Source organism: Streptomyces torulosus (assembly GCF_001419765.1).
In the GTDB taxonomy this organism is placed as follows: domain Bacteria; phylum Actinomycetota; class Actinomycetes; order Streptomycetales; family Streptomycetaceae; genus Streptomyces; species Streptomyces torulosus.
Map to the genome: position 1 here is coordinate 1 of NZ_LIRK01000054.1, position 22,672 is coordinate 22,672.

The window sequence follows — 22,672 nt, forward strand, 5'->3', positions numbered from 1 at the left end:
GGGCCGCCGAAAGGCCGCGCCCCCCGACTTCCGCCTCTACGAGATCCCGCTGACCCGGGCGGGGGAGCCCACCACCCCGCACCACATGCTCGCGCTCCTCCGCGCGGCCCACCGAGGCACCCGCCTCTACTCGTCGAGCCGCGTCGAGGAGACGATGGGCATGACGGTGATCCACCTGGACCCGTCGGAAGACCCGACGGCGAAGGAGCCCGCCGCCCACCGCCGGCTCTCCCTCCTCACAGCCCTGACCTGCCCCGCAACGGACGACCTGCCCTTCCTGCCCCTGGTCGGCTTCCTCCCCACGGCCCCCGGCACCGTCCGCCTCTACCTGGCCCCGCCCTCGGCACCGGGCATCGTGGCAGCGGACGTACGCCTCTCCGGCCCCCTGACGGCGATCGAGGCGGTGCTCCCTTCCGTGCTCCGCGAGAAGGAACGCCGACGGAAGGACAAGGGGGACCCGCACTGTTGGCGTCGGGTGGACTTGAGGGACTGGTAAGGGCCGTTCCCTCGCGGGAGCCAGGGAGGGACGCCGAATGGTCACGTATGCCGCGGCTCGGCGGGCCGAAGGTGGTAGGGACGAGGATGGTCCGGTCAAAGATGGTCGGGACGAAGGTGGTCGGGTCGAAGGTCGGCGACGAGCCGGAACCGTTCCAGGACGGCCGGCGTGGTGTCGTCCACGGCGAAGCCGGGATCCCCCAACGCGGCACGCATCTCCTCGCTGTGCCAGAACCGCTCGTGCCCCTCACGCCACTCGGCGACGCTGGTGTGCCCCTCCCCTTCGTCCACGACATGGGCGAGGTCCACCTCCGCCAGCGGGACGACACGCACACCGGTCACTTCGATCACGGCGACGGGCCGCTCGTCGGAGTCCACGACCACGGAACGGTCCCCGACGGCCGGCAGAGCCTCCCCCTCGTGCTCGTAGTCGACGACGAGCCCGGTGGTGGAGGTCTTGGCCCCGTCGAGGATGGCGGCGACGAGCCGATCCCGCAACGGACCGGGAAAGGCGAACTCGGCGGTGGGCAAAGAGCCGAACTCCGCGGCCGCCCTGTGTTCCGGACGAGCAGCCGACCCCCCTTCCTCCTCCACGAAACCACCCTCGCTCATAGCGGCGCGCTCGGACGCACTACGAAGGACACAGAACTCATTGCCTTCGGGATCGGCGAGGACGGCCCAGCCGGCCCCGTCCGGCTGCCGTTGATCGGCGACGAGCGTGGCGCCGAGCCCCAACAGCCGCTCGACCTCCTCTTCCCGTGAGGTCGTGGGACGCAGGCACAGATGGAGCCGGTTCTTGACGGTCTTGGGCTCCGGCACCTGGTTGAAGTAGAGGACCGGCCCCTCGGACAGCATCACTTGGGTCTCGTGGTCGCCGGGCCGTGCGTCGGGATGCACGGGGCAACCGGTCACCGCGCTCCAGAACCGAGCCAACTCGTAGGCGTCCGCACAGTCGATCGCCACGTTCTGCAGTACCGAGGTCATACGGGTGAGCCTGGCGGAGCGGAGACGCGCCCCGCCACCGAATTCGGCTGGGCCGTACCGCAGTCGACCGGATGGGTACCGCACGCCCGCCAACTGAGTAGGAGCACTCAGGCCCGCGGACGGGGACCGCACCGACGATGAGGATCACCCTTCACACCACTCATCTCGCTCATCGAAGTGCAAGTCCGGGAGACCCGCATGCTCAGCCGCCTCGCCGACGTCCTGGTGCCGACCGTAGGACGCCTCACGGTGACCGCCGACGCGGACGCCGTGCTGGCGCCGGGCAGCATCATCGCCGCGAACCACACGTCGCTCGCGGACCCGGCCATAGTCCTGGCCGCGCTGCACCGCTTGGACGTCCACCCGGTGGTCATGGCGGCGGCGGGCCTGTGGCGCATCCCGCTGCTGGGCCGCGCCCTCACCCGCGAGGGCCACATACCGGTCCACCGCAACGACCCCCGCGCCTCCCACGCCCTGGACCTGGCGGCAGCCGCGCTGCGGGAAGGCCGCCTGATCCTCATCTACGCCGAGGGCGGCATCCCCACCCGCAAGGACGCGTCCGAAGCGGCCCCGGCCCCCTTCCGCACGGGCCTCTCCCGCCTGGCCCAACGCACCGGCGCCCCGGTCATCCCGGTAGGCCAGGCAGGAGCCCGCCGCGTCACGTCGGGCAACCCGGCCAAGCAACTGGCGGGCCTGGCGACGGCCCCACTCCGCCGCCCGGACCTCCACGTCCACGTGGGGGCACCGGTCAGGCTGTCCGGCGACAGCGCCGCCACGAGCACGAGGCAGGCGCACGGCGCGGTCACGGCAGCTTGGCGGACGGCGGCGGCGCAACTCGGAGAGTCGGCGGCGCTGGCGGCGTAGGGCGTTTCGGGGGTGTATCCGTGGTGGGGCTGGCGTGGGAATGAGGCCCGCGTTCAGCTTCTGACCGATAGGGACGCCCGGCCGCGCCCGCCCGCCCGGCGGAGCACGGTCGCCATCGACCCGAGGCACCCTGGAAAAATTTCCCGGATTCCTGTCACATCTCCGTACGCCCATCCGTCAGTGCTGTGAGGACGCCAACCAGGCGGATCCATGCCGGTGCAAAACCGATGAAAAGCCCGATGCGAAGGAGAGCAGTCGTGACGAACACCTCCATCTCCCGGATGCCCAACCCGGCCGAGTTCGTGCCCGAGTTGAACGACATCAGCGCCGCCCTCTTCCGGGCCACGGGCAACCGCTCGGTGCCGCGCACGACGATGAGCCTCGTCCACCTGCGCGCCGGGCAGATCGTCGGCAACACCTACCTGACCATCCTGAACACCGGTTTCCTGCGCAAGGCCGGGGTGTCCGAGGAGCGCATCACCGCCGTCTCCTCCTGGCAGGACGCTCCGTACTTCACCGACGCCGAGCGCGCCGCCCTCGCCCTTGTGGAGGCCACCCTCCAGCCGGCCCCGCACGGCAAGGAGCGCGTCTCCGACGAGCTGTACGCCGAGGTGGCGAAGCACTACGACGAGAAGGCGCTGGCCACCCTCACCATCGCGATCGGCCAGATCAACTTTTTCATCGCCCTGGCCGTCATCGGCAAGCCGCAGCCGGTCACGTCCCTCGCGGACGAGCAGTGGGACTGATAGGGGCCACCCCTCAGCCAGGCCCCGCTGACGGACACACCAAGCCGCCGGGGCGCCGCCCATGGGCGCTTCGACTCCGTCGGACCGCAATGGCTTCGCCCCGGGGCACGCGGGATTCGTATCCTGAAGCGCGTCCGCAGAGAGCAGACCGGTCCGCATCGGAGGCGTCCCCCGTTGACCACGGATCTCAGTTCCGTCACCGGCGTCCGTCAGAGCCTCGCAGTCATCCTGCCCGTGCGTCTCACGGTCCCTCCCACGTGGCCGACCGGACCGATCCCCTTCGACCTGGGCAGCCGTCATACCGATGTCTCCACACGGCAGACGTACTTCAACGCGGCTGCCGCCCGCGCCCTCTACGGCACCACCGAACGGCCGTGCCGCTGGCACCGGTTCATGGACATACGGCACGAGGCGCTGTGGCTGCGTGGGATCGAGCTACTTCTCACCGCCACCGCGCGACACCCGCACCAGGCACTCGCCGTGCTGCACTTCGACGTCGAGGGGCCCGCACTCCTGGAGACGCTGCGCGCCATCACCAACCGTCGGCCCGCAGATCCGAACCCTCTCGAAGGACCGCTGTCCCCGGCAGTGCTCCTCGACGGCGTCGCGGAGACACGCGTGGTCACGGCCCCGTTCGCTCTCGCCCACCCCTACACGGTCGCCTTCCTCACCCCGGACGCGCACCACACGCCCGCGCTTCGCAGTGCCGACCGGCTCCCCGAGACCGCCGACCGGTGGCTGTGGTCCCTCGCATCCCGCTCCACAGAGACCGATTTCCCCGTACCGCTGGAGGCATGGCCGGACCGGACCGCTCAGACGCTTCGACTCTCCGCCGACTGGAGCGCCCTGGTACTGCGCCACGGAGCCGCCTTCCTCGGCCATCGCGCCGATTCGGGGGACGGCGACTTCTACGCCTTCGCGGAACTGCACTGCCGTACCGTGTATCTCGATGCCCTGCTGCTCGGCACCATCCAGCGTGACCACATCGACGAGCTGACGGACAGTCTGTCCGGCATCTTCGACGGCCCGAAACTCGCTCGCCGGGTCTCCGCTCTGGAACGGCACATCGCGGGCTTCCGCAGTACGTACTGGCGTCAGCACCTCACGGCTCACGGCCCGGCCAACGACCTGTTGCTGTCGTTTCAGGCGCAGTACCGTCTGCCGGCCCGATTCGGCGAGATCCTCGCGGAGGCGGCCGAGTACGCCCGGCTGGTGCAGACGCAGGAGAGCCAGCAGATCGCGGGAGCTCTGGGCGTTCTGACCATCCTGGGTCTTCCCTTGGGCACTGCGTTGAGCATTCTCCAAGTACTCGACATGAAGGGCTTCACCGCCCTTGTCGTGGCGCTCGTCGCCGCCCTGGCGACTACAGCCCTGGCCCTCACCACCCGCTACGGCCGCCTGGTCGTGTCCTCGCTGCGGGGCAGAAGCCCCGGCGACGTCCGCTGACAGTACGACGGACGGTACGGCCGGTCCGACAGGCGCCTCCACCCACTTCGGGTACCTCGAGAGCGCCGGTCGCGTACAAGATCTACTGGATACCGTCTGTACCGACTGCTCAGCATCCTGTTACTTTTCGACCTGCGGACCAGGGAGAGAAGAGGATGCGGGCAACGGGGTGACGGACAACGAGGGCGAGCCGCTCCGGCTGTACAGAAAAGCTCTGAGGTACGCGGAATCGGACCCCGAGGTCTTCCTCGGCACTGCGAGGAGAGCAGCGGAGTCGATCCTCTTGGACATTGCCCTTCGCGAGGCCGTTGGCTCCAAGCCGACGCTCGAGGCCCTTCTGACGGTGCTCACGGCCAATGGGCTGGTACCTGCCAAGGTGGTTCTGGCCGTTCGTACGATCCAGAACTACGGCAACTACGGCAGTCACGCCCAGGACTCCTCGGCCGAGGAGATCTCCGCCGAAGACGTCCGACCGTGCCTCGACGCCCTGACACAACTGGCCGTGTGGTACGGGCAGACCAGCAGCTCTCTGGCGGAGGAGGCGGCCAGGCACAGGCTCGCGGATCGCCGACGCGGTACCGGAACGACTCGTCTCGCTGACTCGACCCTGATTGTGGTCAAGGCGGTGCTGTTGGGCTGCGGTCTTGAGAAGGCGGTGGCCCAGCGCAACCATCGAGTGCTGCCGGTCCAACTCCCGTGGTCGGACAGCCTTGTACGGGACGTGTCCACTCGGCTGCTCGACGTCGCGGTCTACAACGAGCAGCGGTCGCTCCGTCTGCTCGAATCGGACCAGGAGATCAGGGACCGGGTGGTGACAGTGGGGCGGGTCGGCTACTCGATGGGTGGCCGCAACTTCTATCTCCTCGCAGCCCGCGACGGGCGCTGGGGCGGAGTGACGGCCGAGGAGTTCCTGGAGAGTCCCGCCGGTGCTCAGATCGCGGTGCCCAAGCACAGCGACATGTTCGACAACCTGCTGTCGGCGCTGTCGACGGACGAGGCGGGCCTGGCCGACATGGGGGTGAGCATTCTCGACGTTCCTCATCACCTCGGCCTGGAACTGTTCCACCTGAACCGCGACGTTCTCGCGGTGGGCGGGCAGAATCTACGGATGCACGCGCACGATGACGACGCGTATTTCGAGCTGCTCAACTCCGAGATTCTTCCGGCCTCTACCCAGGCGCGTTTGCGTTCCGCGGCTGCAAACGTGCTCGTCGCGAACCGGACGTGGCTGGAAGAGCTGGATCTGCGCCCCGTGGAGCTGCACAGGCAACTGATGCGGTCCTTTCACGACGTCGGATCGGACGACGAGAGCTACGAGCGCCTGGTCCGCGACCTGGTCACGCACGCTTCGTTCCCACTGGAGAGCCCGCCCGACAGCCGCGAACGGCTGGTACGCCATGTGCTGTTCGAGAGTTATCGCTGGGGTCGGCCGTCATGACCGCCGTGAGGCGTGTGCTGGTCGTCGGAGGAACGAACTTCGACATCATCGCCCAGTCGGACCGGGTCCCCGCCGAGCATGAGAAGCTGCGCGGCAACGCGTGCACCACACTGCCGGGGGGTGCCGCGGCGAACACCGCTGTGGGGCTGGTGCATCAGGGATGCTTGGTCCGGCTGGTATCCGCCGTGGGTGACGACACCGCCGGCGCGATGTGTCTGGAGGTGCTGCGGGCGCGTGGCATCGACACCTCGCTGGTGCGGGTGCAGGCCGGAGCCCGGACAAGCATGGCGATCGTGATCGCGTCGCCCGACAGCAAGAGAATGCTGACCTTCCAGGGCGCGGACCGGGACCTTGCCTTCAGCGCCGTCACGGAAGAGGACGTCCGTGGCTCGGATCACGTCCATGTGGTCGGTGACCCCACTCCGGCCCTCCAGCGCGTCGTCGGTCTCGCACAGCAGACCGGGTGCGGAGTCTCCGTCGAGTGGAACGGCAGAGACATGAGCGCGCTGGCGCCGAAACGGTCACTGAACTTCATGAACGCCGACGAAGCCGCCCGCCTTCCACTGGCTCACGGCCCCGACGTCACCTCCACCGCACGGCGCTACGCCGAGCTCGTTTCGGGAGACGTGATAGTGACCTTGGGAGCCGAGGGCGCCCTGTGGGCCACGGCAGACGGGGAACTGTTCCACCAACCAACCGTTCCGGTGGAACCGGTCGACAGGACGGGGGGCGGTGACGCGTTCGACGCCGGAGTCATCGCGGGCCGACTCAAGGGGGAGCCGGCCGCGGCCTGTTTGCGACGAGGTCTCGACGCGGCACTTCAAGTGATCACGAAAGTAGGAGCTCACCCGTGACGAGATGGCTTGGTGTTGCACTGCTCCCGCGTGCGGATCATCTGCGTGCGGCCGTACGACTGCAGAAGGACGTCGGCGGTGCCGTGGCCCTTGAGCCTCCACTGCATCCGGACGGCAACCTGCCCCATGTCACGGTCTTCCAAGGACCGTTCACCGGCTCCCTCGACCCGGCTGAGGCTCTGGAGAGTATCGGTACGTCGGCGGCGGGCGCCGGCCTGCGGGGCGAGGTCCCCCTGTGCAGCGAAGGAGTGGTGTACCAGCCCACAGGCTGGCTGTTCCTCGCCCTCGAACGCCCGCCTCTGATCGAAGACCTGCAGAAGACCGCGCTCGCCACGCTGGCACCTCACCTCGACCGCTCGGCCTTCGACGGAACCAAGGACCTCTCCCGTTTCACGGACGACGAGCGTGCCAGTTTCAAGAAATACGGTTACCGCTACACGGGAGACGCCTACGCGCCGCACATGACGTTGGGCCGGGCCTCGGAGGACGTCGCCCTGGACCTGGTCCGCACCGCGTCACAGCGGGTCGCCCTGCCCAAGGAATGGGTCTTCGACCGGCTCAGCCTCTACGTCATGGGCCAGCACGGCGCCCATGCCGAGACGTTGTTCGAAAGGCCACTGGCCGCGACATGACCAAGGTGCCTGAGCCTCACCGGCGGCAGGGACCGTCCGCACTGCTCGAGTTGCTCGCGGTCGCCGAAGAGGCCGTGGACGAGGCCGTCGGCTGGTTGGCGTCAGCCGGGGAGGAGTGGTCCGCGACGCGCTTCAAAGCCTCCGGCGAGGAGGTGACGGACGCCGACGTCGAGGTGGAGGCACGGGTGACGCGGGTACTTCAGGCGCGTACGCCCGAGATCCCGGTCGTCGGCGAGGAGTCGGCGACGGCGCCCGATGCCCCGCTGCCGCAGTGCTGCTGGTTGCTGGACCCGATCGACGGCACGATGAACTACACGCGCGGCGCACCGATGTACGCCATCTCCCTGGCCTACGCGGAGGAAGGCATCCCTCTGCTGGGGCTGGTGCACGCTCCATCCCTGCGCCGACGCTGGTCGACCGGGCCGGCTGCCTCCAGCTCGGTGACGGAGGCCGCTGTGGCCGGCCAGTTGCCGCGCGCAGTCGTCGGTGTCTCGGGCACCGGCTCGGGCAGCGCACACACCCGACGGTTCCTCAGCCGCGTCCAGGACGAGGCATACCGACTCCGCATGCAGGGCTCCATGGCCCTGGACCTGGTCGGCGTCGCGGAGGGCTGGCTCGACGCCTGCGTATGCGTCGCACCCAAACCCTGGGACGTCGCGGCCGGGGTGGCCCTCTGCCGCGAACGGGGATACGCGGTCCTCGGGGCGGAGGGGCGGACATTCTCCTTCGACTCGCCGGTACTCGTGGCGGGGGACCCCGCGCTCGCGCTGGCCGATCTGTGGGGAGGGCGCTGACGAGCCGGGGCGCCACGCGCCGCGCAGCGGCGGGCATGGAAGACGGCTCGCGAGACCAGCAGTGCACACATGTGCTCGGCGCTGTGGCCGGAGGGTGGTCACTGTTACGGTCGCGTGTATGACGCTCTCCGTCTCCATGGGTCAGGCAGTCCGACGGCCGAGTCCTGACCTTTTGGCGCCGGTTGCTGGACGGCTGATCCGCACCCCGGCGCAGGACCTGGACAGGGGCCAGGGGCTTACTTCAGCGCAGTCGTAACGAGCCTGCCCCACAGACGCACCTCGGTCTCAGCCGAAGTGGGTAGGCTCAGCCTGCCATCGCCTGAACAAAAGATCGCCAGGCCTCGCTGCCGATGGCGAGCACGGGGCCTTCCGCGATCTTGGAGTCCCGCACCAGAGCACAGTTATCGGTTGTCGCGCACTCGACGCACTCGCCTCCCGCGCCGTTGCTGTACGACGACGTGAACCATACGAGACGTCCGTCGTGGTCGGACTCTGCCATGCTCACCCTGCGTACTCCTTCAGAACGGATTTGATCAACTGACTGGACCGTTGAGGACTCAGAGCCGCGGCTCGCAGGCCGTCGAACGCCCTGGTGTAATCACGAACATGATGCTCGCCTTCCAGGTAGACAGCATCGGTGATGCCGTCCCGGTAGACCAGGTCCGGATCCTCCGGTGCGGGAAAGCCGAGCATCGTGAACGAGCCTGTGGCCGGACATGTGCCTGAGTCGAAAGGGAGGACTTGCAGGGTTACGGTCGGCAACTCGGCCATATCCACAACGCGTTCGAGTTGCTCCCGCATCAGCGCTCGATCGCCGATGACATTGCGCACGGCGCCCTCGTTCATGATGAACCAGGCATCGGGGGCATCAGGGCCGGTCAGCATGCTCTGTCGTTCCATGCGTACGCGTACGGCTCGGTCGATGTCCTCTGCTGACATGTGTGCGCCGGTCGTGTGCAGTTCACGGGCGTACGCATCGATCTGCATGAGTCCGGGTACCAGTTCGCACTGGTACTGGCGGAGCGTGGAGGCATCCTGCTCCAGGCCGATGTAGATGTTGAACCACTCGGGGACGCCCGCGCCGTGCACCTGCCACCAGCCGCGGGTCTTGGCCTGCCGGGCCAGCGACTTGAGGAATTCGCGCAGTTCGTCGGTCGTTCCGTAGAAGCGACACAGCGCGTCGATGTCGGACGGCTGGACCCGGCCACTACCCGTCTCCATCCGATTGACCTTCGAGCCGCTCCAGTCCAGCGCCACTCCGACTTGGGCACAGGTGTGCCCGCTGTTCTCGCGAAGCTTCTTCAGCTCGATGGAGAGACGGCGACGCCGCGCCGTGGGTGAACCGGCCATCGAAATCCTTCTCAACAACTTGTCGAATAACGGGTGTTCAGTCTTGCGCCAAGACGCCTGCCTGCCAATCACTCAAAAGTGGGAATCCCCTTGTGCACATTGCATGAGGGGATGAGTGGAGGTCATTCTTGCCAGCGATGCAACTCACCGTGAGTGCGCGTAACCCTCCGCTGATGAACAGAGCTCGGAGGAGCTGACGTGCGACGAGAGAGAGGCCCCGTGATCCAGGAACCCTGTATGTTGCGAGCGCCGTGGGACTTGGCCTTCACAGCTGATCCCGAGGAAGTCGCCGCCCTGCGACGCATCATGCGACTTCATCTCGGCGTCTGGGGTCTGCACGAGGTCGGCGACGACGCCCAACTCTGCGTCAGCGAACTCGTGTCCAACGTCATCACCCACGTCGGCCCGGGGACCCCGGTCACACTCGCGGTCTCCATGAACGGCACCTACCTGCGCATCGAGGTCCACGACCCCGACACGCGTGCGCTTCCCACGCTGAATGCCGCGGGTCCCGAATCTGAGGGTGGCCGTGGCATGGCTATGGTCGACGCCCTGGCCGACCGCTGGGGCGTTCAACTCCAGGGCGACCGCAAGGTGACCTGGTGCGAGCTGGCTACGCCCCTGCCCTCACCGACCGGTCACATCGAAAGCCCCGGCGTCCTGCGGGCGGAAGCATTGCTCGGCCTGTACGCCGCGACAAAGCTGCCCTGTGGTTCGAGCCAGGGACGGCTGAGCACGGCCGTCGCCGAGGAAGCGGTGATCGACGTCATCGCCGATTTCCTCCACTGGCTTCGGGCTCATGGCTGTGACGGGGATGAGGTCCTCGACCGGGCTCAGGTCCATTTTGAGGCGGAACTGTCCGACAGCGTGCCGTAAGTGTCTTGAGTGTCACCACAAGTCGGAAGATCCTCAAAGAGGAATTCTTTCTTGTGTCTGTCGGCAGTGGCCGTTCGAGCGGAGGGTGAACTCCACACAACTGGGTTCGGTGCCGAGCAGCAGGTGCCATGATGGCGCCTTCGATGCACTGTAGGGGCTCGTTGCATGCGAGCTCTCCTGATCTGGTCCCTCACATGTTCCGACTGTCTGCCTCTGCATCCGAACAGGAGGCGGGCACCACATCGTGTTAGCTAGCGGAGGCGGCCGTTCCTCGCTCCAGGCGTAACCTGCCGGACCACGGAACGGTCACTCCAGGTTGTCACGTGGGCCGCCGGATTTCCGCCAGAACTCCGTCCAGCAGTCCTGTCACGTTCCTTCCGCCGAGTACCAACTGCCGATCCAGCAGCCGGTTGCCTGATTCACACGACGTCTCACTTACGAGCGAACAACCATGGCAGGCTGAAAGGTTGAGCTGTGAGGCTCCCTGCCGGTCACTCTCGATGCACACAGGGTCGTTGGAGCAGAAGTCAGCATCCTCCAATGCGGCCACCAAAAGGGGGACCAGCTTGTTTGGATCACCAAGTCTGACTAGCCCGCCCAATGTTCCCTGCGCGTCCCCTGCCGCGGTGTAGATCAGGATCCCCGCAGTCTTGTCGGTACGGTCGGAGTTGGCGTAGATGCGCTCCTGCAACGCGGCAGACGCATAGCCACTCGCGAACGCCAATCGACGGATGAGCAGGTGTGCCAGCGTGTGAAGGGCCACGAACCTGGGCTCCGGCACGTCGAGGCGGCCGGCCAGCGGAGAGTCGGCCCTGCGCGCCCTCAGGATGCCGGCACGTGCCTGCACCCCCGTCTGTGCCTCCCAAGCGGCCAGCTCCGCCTCGTCGAACCGTAGGAAGATGCCCTCTCCGAACAGCTCGATCGCCGGATAGACGGGCTCATACTTCTGGTTCGCCCCCAGGTCGACACCGATCAACGCCGCTTCCGCGTCATGGCGTCGGAAGCCTCGCAGAGCACGGACTTCCCGCACCCGACGTACCTGTCCGATTCCGCTGATCCTGCTGATCAGACTCGTGGGCCCCGGCACGCCCTCGAGGCTTCGTCCGTCGACGACGAAGTTGCTGCCGCTGCCGTCGCGTCCTGCGTCGAGTTTCTTCAGGAATGCCGCCCACTCACCGTCCTTGAGGTCGAGCAACATCTCGCCGGCGGTGTTCTCCTCTCCCGCCGCGACGGCCAGGACGGTCTCCGGTGTCACGCCGAGATCTTGGGCAATCCACTGAGCCCCTGTCTCCGCCAAGGGGCCGCCGTTGTCGGCCACGACCTTTGCGAACAAGGCATGCCCACGGATCTTGTCGGCCGCTTCCACGGACGGCGGGCGTTCCTCCGGTATGTCGAGCGCCGAGATGGTCTGGGCGATGTAGTTGCCCGTGGCACCGCGCTGCACGGCGACCAGGTCGTGGGGGCAGGGCTCCTTGACCGAACTCTTCGGCTCCCAGGGCTGACGTCCCTCACAGAGGATTCCGTCTCTTTTCAGGGCCCCCTTGGCCACCAGTTCCGCGAAGGAGCGTGAATTGCCGCACCCGTAGCACTTGACCACCAGTGACGCGAGGCCTTCGCCGCGCTTGGCCAACTTGTGGAACCTGAGCGCCTTGTAGTCACGACAGAAGCGAACTGCTTCGCTCTTACTGGCCGCAGGTCCCCGGTGCGCCCACTTGAACCAAGGGATGTCCCGAACGTGGCTGCCCTTCTCGCAGACGGCGATGTATCGCATCGGCACGAGCATGCCGCCGCACTCGCAGGTGTTGCTCCACTTGCCCTTCTTCTGCCCGGTCAGCTTCGTGAGCTTGTCGCAGCGCTCACAGAACCTCCATGCCGGAAAACGCCAGTAGGGCAACGCAGGTGTTTCCTTGCTGGCACGGCCCGCATGCGCCGGAGGTTGCCTCAGCTTTCCGGCTCCGAGCCTCGCCATAAGGCGCTCACAGCTGATCTCCGGGGCAAATTTGGTGTCCCACCAGGATGTGTCCGGTGCCATGAGGGACTCGCCTCGGATGTCGACAATCGCACCTACACCGAAGGGCGAGATCGTCTCGGAGAGCCGCAGGTCATGCCTGATCTTCTCCATCGAGCACCTCCTCCTGCGGTTCCTGGACCTCAACTGCCACGCTGGGCTCGACCGACCTCATCGAATCTGCGACGGGCCATCCTTCTCCGGGCTGTCCGAACCTCTTCAACAGAGCTGCCTGTTCCTTCTTCGTCCGTTGGTAGTACAGGGGCTCGTCCGAGTCTCGTGACAGTTCCGCTCGACGATCCCAGTCCTTCAGAAGGCTCCACACCGCATGCCTCGTGTCGGTCGCTTCCGACCCATCGGAACGGTGTACGTAGCCCAGGAACCGGTCCACGAGTCCTTCGACCGCATTGCGATGCCTGACGTCGTCCAGGTCGAGTCGACCTGCCTCGTCATTCCGGGCGAGCGGAGTGAACGACTGCCTCAGCAGCGCGACGAGTGCGCCGGCGAGGGACCTGTCGCGTGAGGACAACGACCACGGGGTGACACTCGTGGGCTCCACGCTGCGGTACAGAGCCTCGTGATAGCCACGGAAGGTCTCGAAGTGGGACCGGTCGCGGGCTCGACTCGACCTGAACAGCGTGACGACGACCCCGTTGATGTCGCCACGTCCGACCCGGCTGGTGGCCTGGATGTACTCGGCTGTGGTCTTCGGCTGGCCCACCATGAGCATCAACGCGAGCCTCGGGATGTCGATGCCGACGGAGAGCATGTTCGACGAGAGAACCACATCGACGGCGTCCGGCGACTCGTCGACCCTGACACGCAGCGCACGGAGGTCGTTCGGCAGTTCCTCCGCTCCGCGGCGACTTGTTAGCTCAAGAACTTTCCCCTGCCTGACAGACCGCAGGGGGAAACCGAGTCGCTCCGCGCGAGGCTGGAGCCGGCCGTTGACGTCGTCAACGACCAGCGTCCCTGTACGCCCGAGCTCACGAAGACTGTTGTGGTACATGACCAGCGTCCAGTAGGCGTCCCGCGAGGCGGCGGACGGAGCACGAGCGGCCAGCGCTTGCGGCATCTCCACCATGGGGGTGGCCGCAGCGATGACGGCCGACGGCTGCGAGACCGACTGGGGCATCAGGCCAACGTAGAGGCGTCCTTCTTCGCTCTCCACCGGGCGAGAGAAGAAGGTCCGATCGTCATCGAGTCCGGAGGGGGGATACAGGGCGACGCCCCGGCCGTAGAGCCCTTGTACCTGTTCCTCGGACGCACGAATAGTGGCCGTCGACGCGACGATCTTGGGACTGGATCCCGTCCGGCTGAGCAGGAGCTGGATCACCGCGTCGAACACGGCGACGGTGGTACCGAGAGGCCCAGAGAGTAGGTGCAGCTCGTCCTGGATGACCATGGACGGCTGCTTGTAGTTGGTTCCCAGGCCCAGAAGCCTTCCTGCTTCGGGCCTGAACTGCAGGCGCGCGAACTTGTCGACCGTCGCCAGGAGTATCGTCGGCGGTTCCTCGTACAACACTTCGTCGACGACGGCGAGCGGCAGTTCGCCGGCGAACGCGCACGACTCGTCGACGCAATGGAGCACGACGTCCTTGCCCAGCAGACGCATGCCGTAGTCCTGCGACTTGTCGCTCCTGAGCTCCGGCACCATCGGCGTCAAGCACCAGGGGCAGCTCTCGACCTGGAACTCGTTCGCCTCCTCCGGACGTGCGGCCTTCTGCAGCCGCTTGAGGGCGTCCTGTGCGTCTCCACGCGTGCGGGGCGTGACTTCGTTGCCTACCCAGAGGCCGATCGAGAACGGGGCCATCCCCTTCACACGTTGGTCCATGGCGCGCAGTCTCTCCATGGCGCAGATCAACGCGGCTGCGCGTTGGAACTGCTGCGCGGTCAGCAGTCGCAACGTGTACCGAGTGATGACGGCGGTCCCTCCGCCGGTGAGACCGTGGACGAGCCTTCGTCGGAAGATCTCAATCGCGGCAAGGCCCAGGTACGCCTCGGTCTTGCCACCGCCCGTCGGGAACCAAATGAGGTCCACGAGCTCCCGGTGCTCGTGCTCGGAGTCCACGGTGGACGCCAACGACACAAGGAGAAAGCCGAGTTGGAACGGGCGCCATTCCGGCTCCGGCACCTCGTCCTCGGGTTCTCCACGGTTGATCTTGGCCTGACGCATCTGGAGGCGCATAGCGGCCATGCCGAGCGAGAATGCTCTTCGGATTTTCTGCCCATCTGGTGCTCGGAGGAGATCCAAGCCCTCCCTCATCCTGTCGACCGCGTCCAGGGAACGCCTGGCGATTCGGACAGCCACGTCCTCGTCGTCGCCGCCGAAGGTCCTTGCTCGTTCCATCTGGCGGTCTGCCCAGTCGGCGAAGGCATCGACAAAGGAGTCCAAGGACCGAAACACCGCGTCAGGGTCGGAGTCGAGCTGCTCGAGGTGAGCCAACTCCAGAGACTTGGCCTCTGCCGTCCCTTTGCCGAAGCCCGTGGTCTCTACGGCAGGAACCACGAATGCGGGCACGGGATCCAGGAAAACCTTGGTGCAACGGCCCTCTGTGAAGTCCCAGTCCGCAGCCATTCCGTGCCCGACCGCGTACACCTTCCTCTTTCGATACCGCAGGCGTAGCTCGGCGGCCTCGCCATCGGAATCGAAGGAATGCGTCGTGTCGTACTCCAGGATCTGCGCTTCGGCGGGCGGCGTGACTTTCAACTGAACCTGAAAGAGTGTCAGAGGAACATCGAGCCGGTCGTCACCGGTGGACTCGGCCAGGTTGCGAACATGCACGGTGACCAACGAGTTTGTTCCGAAGGGCCGCCAACGTGCTCCGACCTCGACCTTGACACCACCGACAACCATGGGAACAGGCGCGCCCTCTCGAGGGAGCGCGATATCGTCCTTGGAAAACCGACTGCGCTGCCACCTCGGCGGACCGTCCCCGCTGACGGAGGCATATGTGCCGCACGAGAAGTCGACGTGGACGGAGTCGCCGTCGGTGACGAAGGAGATCGCGACGGAGGACGGCTTCCAGTCCTCGGCCAGGGGCACCTGGGCAGCGTTCTCCTCAACGTCACCCTCGGGCACGTCCGGAGCGATTTCCTCGTCGTCCGTGTCCTTGCCGCCAGAGTGCTCAGCAGACTCCTCGACGGGAAAGAGCATGCCGACGGCGTACTGCCGGTGGGGGAGGTTCATCGTGACCTCCTCGTCTCCCCCCTCCGGCCCGACGTAGGACGCCCGGAGGTGTCGCAGGGCCTCCTTCTGGGCCGTGGTGAGGTTCACTTGCCAACCTGCTCTCGTAGAAGGTCCTGGAGCCGCTTCTTGTCGTCCTTGGAGGCGACCATGTGGAGCGTGACGCGGGCTCTTGTAATGGCCACGTAGAAGGCGGCCACTGCACGGTCGTCGTATTCCTGAGGCAGGTCGCACACGATGACGTGTTCTGCTTCCAGCCCTTTGGCGAACCGTGGGTTCGTCACCAGAAATCCCGCCCTGCTCCTGAACGGTTCGCCGTCCGACGAGACACTGATGATCCAGATGTCGTTCCGACCGGCCCCATTCGCTACCAGTTCCCGGGCCACGGCCTCGGCCTCGGAGACATCGGCCGGGCCGACCGACCACCGCCATGCCACCCGCTCGCCACTGACTATGGCCGGGTCCCCGACATCTGCGCCCAGATACTCCTGCACGACATGGACGATCGCCCGGGTGTTGCGCACGTTGCGATCCAAGTCGTACTGCAGAGCCTCCTGCTGCACCAGCTCGCAGACATCCGGATCGAATTCGCCGTCCACACGGGCCTGGTTGTTGGGGTCGAGGAACATTCTCCACCGACCGCGTTCGCGGCCACCGCGGATCACGGAGTCGAGAGCGTCCATGCCTTCGGCGTTCATGAGGTCCTGCGCCTCGTCGACGAAGACGACGTCGTACTGCTTGTCACCGGACAGATCGGCGAAGGGAAGGAGATCGATGTCCCTTCCCTCGATCCGCGGCCCGAAGAAGTCGACGAGCGCGGGCGAGTGGAAGGTTATGAGAACCGACCTCCCCTGCCCGGCCTCCTGCTTCGCGCCTTCCGCGAGCACCAGGGACTTTCCAGTCCCCGCGCCGCCGAAGACGAGCATCCTCGGATTGCGGGAAAGCGCCGCCAAAACCCGGGCCTGGCCCTCCGTCGCCAGGTTCTGCTCCTCTATCACCGCTCCCCGCTGCGCATCGATCACCGGCATGCGCGTGAACTCACCGAAGAGCCGGTCCCGTAGAACCTCGGGAGTCGCGATTCTGGCCCCCCGAGGAGCGGTCCTGGCAGTGCCGGCGACTGTGTTAAGGGCCTCTGCCATCCCGGCGACGCTCATCCGGTCCTTGGCCCACCAATGACTCTCCTGCCACCCGACGGCTGAGGGAGGGGAATCAATGTCCGGAGTGAGAGCAACCGCCTCGGCCGCGAACCAACCGACCCGTTCTTCCTGAAGAATCTTGCGCAGTGCGTACATGGCCGATTGCGCCTGGTCCATCGGCGACTCGCGCAACCTGTTCCAGTCGCCGCGGCGGTCGATCGTGTACCAGACTCCGTTGTGCTTCCCGACGCCCCCGCCCTTGACCTCGATGAGAATCACGACGCCGCCCCAGAGCACGACAAAGTCGGCCTCGGCCTGCTGCTTGACCTCGTGACTGCGCAGCTTGACGGAGTAGAAGGCGACCGCGTCCTGTGGTCCCTCGACAGCTCGCAGGAGCCGGGCCACCCGTCGTTCGGCGTTGCTGGTGGCCGTCTTTTCTATGTCGGAGAGATCCGGTATGAGGATCACGCGCCCTGCTTTCGCCAGAGGTCTTCGTAGGCCTTGTATCCGAGGAAGTCAGTGACCGCGCCGAAGTTGTCCTCGACATCCACGATCAGGCACTCGGGCTTGCCACCGTTCTCTTTACCGCGCAGGCCACGGCCAGCCATCTGGATGTAGGCGCTGGGGCTGAACGTCGGCCTCGCGATGTACAGGGCCCGGACACCGGGGGCGTCGAAGCCCTGGATCAACAGGTCGCAGTTCGCGAGAACCCGGATCTCACCATCCTTGAACCTTTGGATGACGTCCCGCCGCTCCTGACGTCCTGTCTGGCCGCTGACTGCTGCGGCTGAGACGTCTCGATAGCGAAGCGTCGCCGCAAGCACTTGGGCGGACAACACATTGGGGGTGAAGACGAGGATGGGCCACTTGGGGTCCCGGCTCAGAATGTGGTCGACGAGAATCCTCATGCGCGCCTGGTCACGCCCGATGCGGTCGAGCACTTTGGGCTCAAGCTTGCGCATGGACTTCACCTGGGCGAGCTCGTCCGGCTCCAGCGTCACCTTAACGCCGTCGAGTACCTGGTGCTCGACTCGAGCGAGTACGCCGATTTTCGACAGCTCGTCGTAAGGATTGCCGTCGAACGCCGCCATCTTGTGCGTGCCGAAGCGGGCCACCAAGTCGTCCGTCTGCCCAGAGTGGACATCGGGCCTGCCCTTGAACGGCGTTGCCGAGATGCCCACGAGCGGGCGCTTCCAATTACGGCCGTCGACCCCGAGCCACCGGAAGATCTTCGTGTACATCGTCGACCCGCCGGCTCGATGTGCCTCATCGACGAAGACGGCGGTGGCCCGACTCAGCCACTCGTACTCAGCTGAGTCGACCAGTACGTTGAGCTTTGCGTCCGTGGCCACGACCACACTGAACTCGGTGTCGGGCTCGTGAACGACGTTCGAGTGCCACAGTCTCCCGATCGTCAAGGGACGCTCGTCACCGAGCCCACGCCAAACAGTGCTGAACGTCTGCACCGCCTGCTCGCAGAGTTCCTCGGACTGCGCGATCCACAGGACGGTTCCGCGCATCGCGTCCTCAATGAAGAGCCGCAGTACGGTTTCGGTGGCGACGCGGGTCTTTCCCGCTCCCGTCGGCAGTTCCACCATGCCTTTGCGGTGGCGCCCCTTCGCGTCTTGAGAAGTCAAAACCTCTCGCAGTTGACGACTGATGTCCTTCTGGAAGTCGTGCAGTGAGTTCAGCTTCACAGCGCCGGGCACGACGAATTCCTCGTCCTGGCGGTAGGTCCGGCGCCCGGCGTACTTGGCCTCGAACCCCATCTTGCGAAGCCAAGAGATCGTCGACGCCCCGCCTGCCCATGTCGTGGGAACGTCCGGGTACCCTTCGGCCCTGAATTCGGCTGCGAGGTGCTTGATGGAGTCACTTCCATAGACGGTCAGAAAGAGGTCGCCGACGGATGTCGTCCTGTCCACCAAGCCCTGACTCTTCAGCGCCTGCCAGAGTCCCTTCGGCAAGTTGTCTCTCAACGTGTCGTCGCCGAGAAGGATCTCGAGACGTTCCGCATCACTGGACGCCGCACGTGCCGACTGCCGATCCTCCTCGAGTCGCTGCTCGATGCCTTCTTGAAGGACATTGCTGATTTCGGCGTTCGTGAGCTGGAGACCGAATGCCGCGTTGAGGATGTCCAGGACATGTCGTTCATCGAGGTCCGCACGAACGACCAGCGTCAACCCGTCGAGATGCCAGTCGAGCGACTCGTCCTCGACTCCGTCTTCCGTGGTCACGCGCTTTGCAATGTGCACAGCCTTGGCCACTGACGCGTTCATCACCTTGTCGTCGACAAACATCGAACGGAGCCCGGTGTACACGTCGATGACGCGCTCCGCGTCCTGCCGACCGTCGACCAACAACGAGAAAGAGAAGCTGTCCTCGAAACGGCGACATCCGACCGTCTCGACCAGCAACTCCACCTCGTCCTGAGCCGCCCACAGAAACGGCTTGTGCTTCTCACGGAGGAGTTCGCGCTCCTCCTCGGTCGTCGCCAGATACACCGCGTCGGGCCGCTTCGCCTCGACGGCGCGTCCCACTCGGGCAGGGATCAGCGGAGGATGAGCGTTGGGGTAACCGATCTCGCTGGCGGTGAGGACGAAAGTCGTCAGTGTCGGATCCTTGATCGCTGGATTGACAAACTCAGCGTTGAGCGCCTCACGCAGCACCTCGGCCGGGACGTCCTTCAGCACCTTCGGCAGTTCCAGGAGATCCTCGACGCGCCGCGGTCCCCGGAACAGGGGCAGCAGGGCATCGAATGTGACGAGTGAGGCCGACACCACCTTGCGAGGTTCTCGGTGGCCGCGAGTCGAATTGAGGAGACCCGCCCGTTCCACGGCCCACCGGACAGGGGAAATCACTCGGTACCTGTTGCCCGTGTCGCTGTCTTCACAGGTCCAGTAGCCGTCCTCCTCGAACCCGAGCAGCTGGGTCGACCACGTCTCCCGAATGCTGGGGGATGCCTGCGCCTCCTCCAACATGAGGAGCACCGAGAACGGGCCGGGTCCGTCGTTCTTGTCGAACTCCACCCGTTCGATGGCGCGTTCGCCCGGTCCGAGTCGCCTGTTGAGCTCGTCCAGGACGTATTCGCCGTACTCCTGGAAGTAGATCTCGTCGTCGACCGAATAGGACTTCCGCGGCGCGTGGACAACTCCAGCCTCGTGCGCAACCTGCACAACACATCGCGACCGGTCCAGCGTCCGCTCGGGAATGCTGTTGCCAAGACCGTCAATGTCCAGCACCTGCTCGGGTGGCGCATACCCACCGTCGCAGGTCGGAACCGGGGGCCTGAAGCCTCCCGCCTTGCTGCCGGCGACAACCTTCTGCGCCTGTGTCACGGGCACTTCCTTGGCGGCCTCCCAGAACTTGGGGAGTTCGTCAGCTTCCGACTCCGGCGTCAGCTTGGCCATCCTGGCCTCGAGGATCGCCACCGGATCGAGCTCCCGGAATCCCCTCTCGGTGAGCTTCTTCTCAACACCGGGAAGTGCGAGGAAATCCGGGCGGACGAAGCTTGCCCCTTCGATACCTTCCTCAAGGCCCCTGAGGAAGACGTTGCCACGGTCCTTGATGGAGCACATACCGGCTGTCGTCGGAATGACCTTCGCGGAGTTGATGCCCTCTACCTTTGGATTCTGCACGACAAACTCGAACGCCTGCGCAGCCGACCGCGCGTCGTTTCCATCGGCCCACTCACGCAGCCACGACAGGATTCCCCTTTTGGGGATCTGCCCCAGGGCTTTCATCTCGTCCCTGGATCGCCGATCCGTGAAATGGGGGTCGACGCTGTTGATGTACAGCTGCCGTAGACGCGTCACACGCTGGTTGTTGGTGTAACAGCGCCAATGCGGCACCTCCGCACCGGTGTTGGGTGACTTGATCCACTCTTCGTGGTCAGCCTCGGACGCGCTGACTCCGAAGTCCAAGGGACGGAGGTCCAGAGCCATGCGCAGGGTGCCGGTCGCGTCGGGTACCAGCGCTTCCTTGGCTCCGAGGTGCGGAACATGAGCGCAGAGAACGTCGTCGCCCAACGAATGGGTCTCACGACCACGCGCCGGCATGTAGTCCAGGTGCGCGGCAGGGTCGTCACCGGAGGAGACCTTGGGCAACATGTCGACGAACATCTTCGAGAGAGCCACAAGGATCTCCCGGTTGTAGTCGTTCTCCAGCAGTGTGGTGCGGTCGTCGTTCACGCTCCAGGGCGCATTGAAGAGGGCGGACGCAGAAGTCCTGTCCTGGAGCGGGAAGTATGACCAGAACTCGCCCAGCCGCAGCTGAGTGATGCGCGCGGGCATGGCAACCGTGACCTTTACCTGGCCACGAGACACCGCCTCACCGACCTCGGTCCGGGCCTCGGGACTCGGGGTGTGCATCCGGTCCTCGACGTACCAGTCGTCGTGGCTGCCCTCCGGACGCTCGATGCGGAAACGGCCGTCGCCCAGGCGGCGTGACACGTGGCTCGTATCGAAGTCGTCGTCCGCCCCGATCACTCGGAGCCGGACCTCGCGGACCGCCTTGACGAAGAGGAGAAACTCGGAGCGGAACTCCTCGATCTCCTTCCTGAGGCTCTCCAACTTCGAGGCACGCGGCAACCTGATGATCGTCGTCGCCCACTGAGCGAGCTCTGCGAGAATCGGATCCTTGTCGAACTCGGACTCGGCGTCGATTCGCGTAATGGTCCGCAGAATCGGCAATCTCTTGGCCGTCGATCCGGTCGAGGCGAACGCCACCTTCGCCTTGGCGGAGTTGAATTCGAAGGAGATCGATCGGCTGAAGACCTGAGGGGCGTCGGTGACGGCCAGCACCGACTTGAACCCGAGCCCGAACCGCCCGATCTCGTCGCCCCTCTTGCCACTGAGGTGTGCGTGAGCGATCGCCGTGAGGCCACTTTGCGAGAAAGGGCGACCGGCGTTCGCGCAGTACAGAGTCTGGTGATTGAGGTCGAGGACGATTTCGACACGTCCGGCCCCCTCCTCGTGCTCGGCAGCCCCCGACATCGCGTCGGCCGCGTTCTGCACCAGCTCCAGAAGTGTGCGGTTGGAGTAACCACCGACGCGTATGGACTCCTCGTGGTTGGCGTGCTCCGTGATCAGGTTCGGATTTGCGCGATACGACTCGATCGCCCGCCTGAAGAGGTCGTCAACCTCACGAGCCAACCCCGCGTCGGGGACCCACTCGGCACGCTTCATCGTCACAACTGCACCGCCTCGGCTGCCGACACCGCAACGCCCCACTGCCAGACCTGCACTTACGTGGCTCCTGAACGTCGATCACCCTTGTTCTCGACGGCGCATCACGGCACGCACCATCGACCTGCCACGGACTGTAGACGCAGTCACCGACAGATCGACTTCTTATCATCAGATCGGTTCTTCGAGGCAGTGGGTAGGAACTTACGACGAAGGTCCACATTTTGTCATGACTTCAGTCGTGCGGCTGTGCTCCGTTTTTGGAGTGACCACGTCTTGGTGCTCTGTGTCGACTTCACGGCCGCGAAGCATAGTGAGTCCGGGTTCTGTCACAGTGCACCGGCTTACAGTCAGCGACGAGCGGCCCCGAGGCGACTGCTGCAGATGTCGGAGTCGAGTCGGTGCACGCGCGCTGGAGGAAACTGCGAGTACCGCCAAGCGATGTGCTCGAGCAGCTGGGCACGGTCAAGTGAGCGGAGCGGCAGGGACTGCGGTGCAGGTGGCCCGTCTGCCTGTACTCGGCGACGGCTGAAGCCGATGTCCGGACGCAGTTGGACGCACTCGTCTCGGCGGCGGAGCGCTTCCTTGTCGATTGCATGGGCACATGTGGCCATGCAAGAAGCGCGACAGCCGCTACCTCGGCCAAGGGGCGCGTCCAGCCCTTAGAGGTCCTAACAGA

16 protein-coding genes and 1 pseudogene are annotated in these 22,672 nt (G+C 65.7%); 9 read left to right on the forward strand and 8 right to left on the reverse strand.

Annotated elements, in window-relative coordinates; all coding sequences use genetic code 11:
* On the forward strand, nt 1-496 hold a 496-nt coding region (locus tag AOK23_RS47690; RefSeq protein WP_079049299.1), incomplete at its 5' end, for a hypothetical protein.
* A 95-nt stretch (nt 497-591) separates the two neighbouring features.
* On the opposite strand, the gene AOK23_RS05105 is transcribed toward AOK23_RS47690, so the two are convergent.
* Both AOK23_RS05105 and AOK23_RS05110 read right to left on the reverse strand, forming a co-directional pair.
* The gene (locus AOK23_RS05105; RefSeq protein WP_079049302.1) at nt 592-1,107 is read right to left on the reverse strand and encodes an ASCH domain-containing protein; all 516 of its coding nucleotides are present in this window, start codon (nt 1,105-1,107) and stop codon (nt 592-594) included.
* A pseudogene (locus AOK23_RS05110) lies at nt 1,105-1,479 on the reverse strand (VOC family protein); the annotation flags it as partial. The gene AOK23_RS05105 and the pseudogene AOK23_RS05110, both read right to left, overlap by 3 nt.
* Nucleotides 1,480-1,677: 198 nt before the next feature.
* On the opposite strand from AOK23_RS05110, the gene AOK23_RS05115 reads away from it, so the two are divergent.
* From AOK23_RS05115 to AOK23_RS05145, 7 genes are all read left to right on the forward strand, one after another.
* Nucleotides 1,678-2,343, forward strand: a complete 666-nt coding sequence (locus AOK23_RS05115; protein WP_055711547.1) for a lysophospholipid acyltransferase family protein — start codon at nt 1,678-1,680, stop codon at nt 2,341-2,343.
* A gap of 257 nt (nt 2,344-2,600) precedes the next feature.
* Entirely contained in the window at nt 2,601-3,089 is a 489-nt protein-coding gene (locus tag AOK23_RS05120; protein ID WP_055519268.1) for a carboxymuconolactone decarboxylase family protein, read from the forward strand.
* 174 nt (nt 3,090-3,263) lie between these two features.
* The gene (locus tag AOK23_RS05125; protein WP_055711549.1) at nt 3,264-4,535 is read left to right on the forward strand and encodes a hypothetical protein; all 1,272 of its coding nucleotides are present in this window, start codon (nt 3,264-3,266) and stop codon (nt 4,533-4,535) included.
* A gap of 169 nt (nt 4,536-4,704) precedes the next feature.
* Nucleotides 4,705-5,973, forward strand: a complete 1,269-nt coding sequence (locus tag AOK23_RS05130; protein WP_079049300.1) for a DUF4145 domain-containing protein — start codon at nt 4,705-4,707, stop codon at nt 5,971-5,973.
* Complete coding sequence (locus AOK23_RS05135) at nt 5,970-6,827, forward strand: carbohydrate kinase family protein (protein WP_079049301.1); 858 nt, start codon at nt 5,970-5,972, stop codon at nt 6,825-6,827. The genes AOK23_RS05130 and AOK23_RS05135 overlap by 4 nt, the downstream gene beginning before the upstream one ends.
* Nucleotides 6,824-7,459: a 2'-5' RNA ligase family protein gene (locus AOK23_RS05140; RefSeq protein WP_055711550.1), complete on the forward strand. Its 636-nt coding sequence runs from the start codon at nt 6,824-6,826 to the stop codon at nt 7,457-7,459. Before AOK23_RS05135 ends, AOK23_RS05140 begins: the two co-directional genes overlap by 4 nt.
* Nucleotides 7,456-8,253: an inositol monophosphatase family protein gene (locus AOK23_RS05145; RefSeq protein ID WP_055711551.1), complete on the forward strand. Its 798-nt coding sequence runs from the start codon at nt 7,456-7,458 to the stop codon at nt 8,251-8,253. Before AOK23_RS05140 ends, AOK23_RS05145 begins: the two co-directional genes overlap by 4 nt.
* A 304-nt stretch (nt 8,254-8,557) precedes the next feature.
* Here the strand turns inward: AOK23_RS05145 and AOK23_RS05150 are convergent, their stop codons facing one another.
* Nucleotides 8,558-8,752, reverse strand: a complete 195-nt coding sequence (locus AOK23_RS05150; RefSeq protein ID WP_055711559.1) for a DUF397 domain-containing protein — start codon at nt 8,750-8,752, stop codon at nt 8,558-8,560.
* A gap of 2 nt (nt 8,753-8,754) precedes the next feature.
* The gene (locus AOK23_RS05155) at nt 8,755-9,603 is read right to left on the reverse strand and encodes a helix-turn-helix domain-containing protein (RefSeq protein WP_206336115.1); all 849 of its coding nucleotides are present in this window, start codon (nt 9,601-9,603) and stop codon (nt 8,755-8,757) included.
* Between the two features lie 237 nt (nt 9,604-9,840).
* Here AOK23_RS05155 and AOK23_RS05160 point away from each other — a divergent pair, with 237 nt between their 5' ends.
* Complete coding sequence (locus tag AOK23_RS05160; protein ID WP_055711552.1) at nt 9,841-10,479, forward strand: ATP-binding protein; 639 nt, start codon at nt 9,841-9,843, stop codon at nt 10,477-10,479.
* 319 nt (nt 10,480-10,798) lie between these two features.
* Here AOK23_RS05160 and drmB read toward each other — a convergent pair whose 3' ends face one another.
* The 4 genes from drmB to AOK23_RS05180 are packed head-to-tail and all read right to left on the reverse strand — an operon-like array spanning nt 10,799 to nt 21,993.
* Nucleotides 10,799-12,601: a DUF1998 domain-containing protein gene (drmB, locus tag AOK23_RS05165; RefSeq protein WP_055711553.1), complete on the reverse strand. Its 1,803-nt coding sequence runs from the start codon at nt 12,599-12,601 to the stop codon at nt 10,799-10,801.
* Nucleotides 12,582-15,764 (reverse strand): helicase-related protein, encoded by a 3,183-nt coding sequence (locus tag AOK23_RS05170; RefSeq protein ID WP_055711554.1) that lies wholly within the window; start codon nt 15,762-15,764, stop codon nt 12,582-12,584. The genes drmB and AOK23_RS05170 overlap by 20 nt, the downstream gene beginning before the upstream one ends.
* On the reverse strand, nt 15,761-17,278 hold the full coding sequence (locus AOK23_RS05175) for a nuclease-related domain-containing DEAD/DEAH box helicase (RefSeq protein WP_055711555.1): 1,518 nt from the start codon (nt 17,276-17,278) through the stop codon (nt 15,761-15,763). The genes AOK23_RS05170 and AOK23_RS05175 overlap by 4 nt, the downstream gene beginning before the upstream one ends.
* Nucleotides 17,275-21,993, reverse strand: coding sequence for a DEAD/DEAH box helicase (locus tag AOK23_RS05180; RefSeq protein ID WP_055711561.1), 4,719 nt, complete (start codon nt 21,991-21,993; stop codon nt 17,275-17,277). The genes AOK23_RS05175 and AOK23_RS05180 overlap by 4 nt, the downstream gene beginning before the upstream one ends.
* Nucleotides 21,994-22,672 lie beyond the last annotated feature (679 nt).

Bases quoted from the DNA above. Each gene is read 5' to 3' on its own strand.
- AOK23_RS05105 (WP_079049302.1), bottom strand. From the start codon at position 1,107: ATGAGCGAGGGTGGTTTCGTGGAGGAGGAAGGGGGGTCGGCTGCTCGT.
- AOK23_RS05150 (WP_055711559.1), bottom strand. From the start codon at position 8,752: ATGGCAGAGTCCGACCACGACGGACGTCTCGTATGGTTCACGTCGTCG.
- drmB (WP_055711553.1), bottom strand. From the start codon at position 12,601: ATGGAGAAGATCAGGCATGACCTGCGGCTCTCCGAGACGATCTCGCCC.
- AOK23_RS05155 (WP_206336115.1), bottom strand. From the start codon at position 9,603: ATGGCCGGTTCACCCACGGCGCGGCGTCGCCGTCTCTCCATCGAGCTG.
- AOK23_RS05135 (WP_079049301.1), top strand. From the start codon at position 5,970: ATGACCGCCGTGAGGCGTGTGCTGGTCGTCGGAGGAACGAACTTCGAC.
- AOK23_RS05115 (WP_055711547.1), top strand. From the start codon at position 1,678: ATGCTCAGCCGCCTCGCCGACGTCCTGGTGCCGACCGTAGGACGCCTC.
- AOK23_RS05145 (WP_055711551.1), top strand. From the start codon at position 7,456: ATGACCAAGGTGCCTGAGCCTCACCGGCGGCAGGGACCGTCCGCACTG.
- AOK23_RS05160 (WP_055711552.1), top strand. From the start codon at position 9,841: ATGTTGCGAGCGCCGTGGGACTTGGCCTTCACAGCTGATCCCGAGGAA.
- AOK23_RS05180 (WP_055711561.1), bottom strand. From the start codon at position 21,993: ATGAAGCGTGCCGAGTGGGTCCCCGACGCGGGGTTGGCTCGTGAGGTT.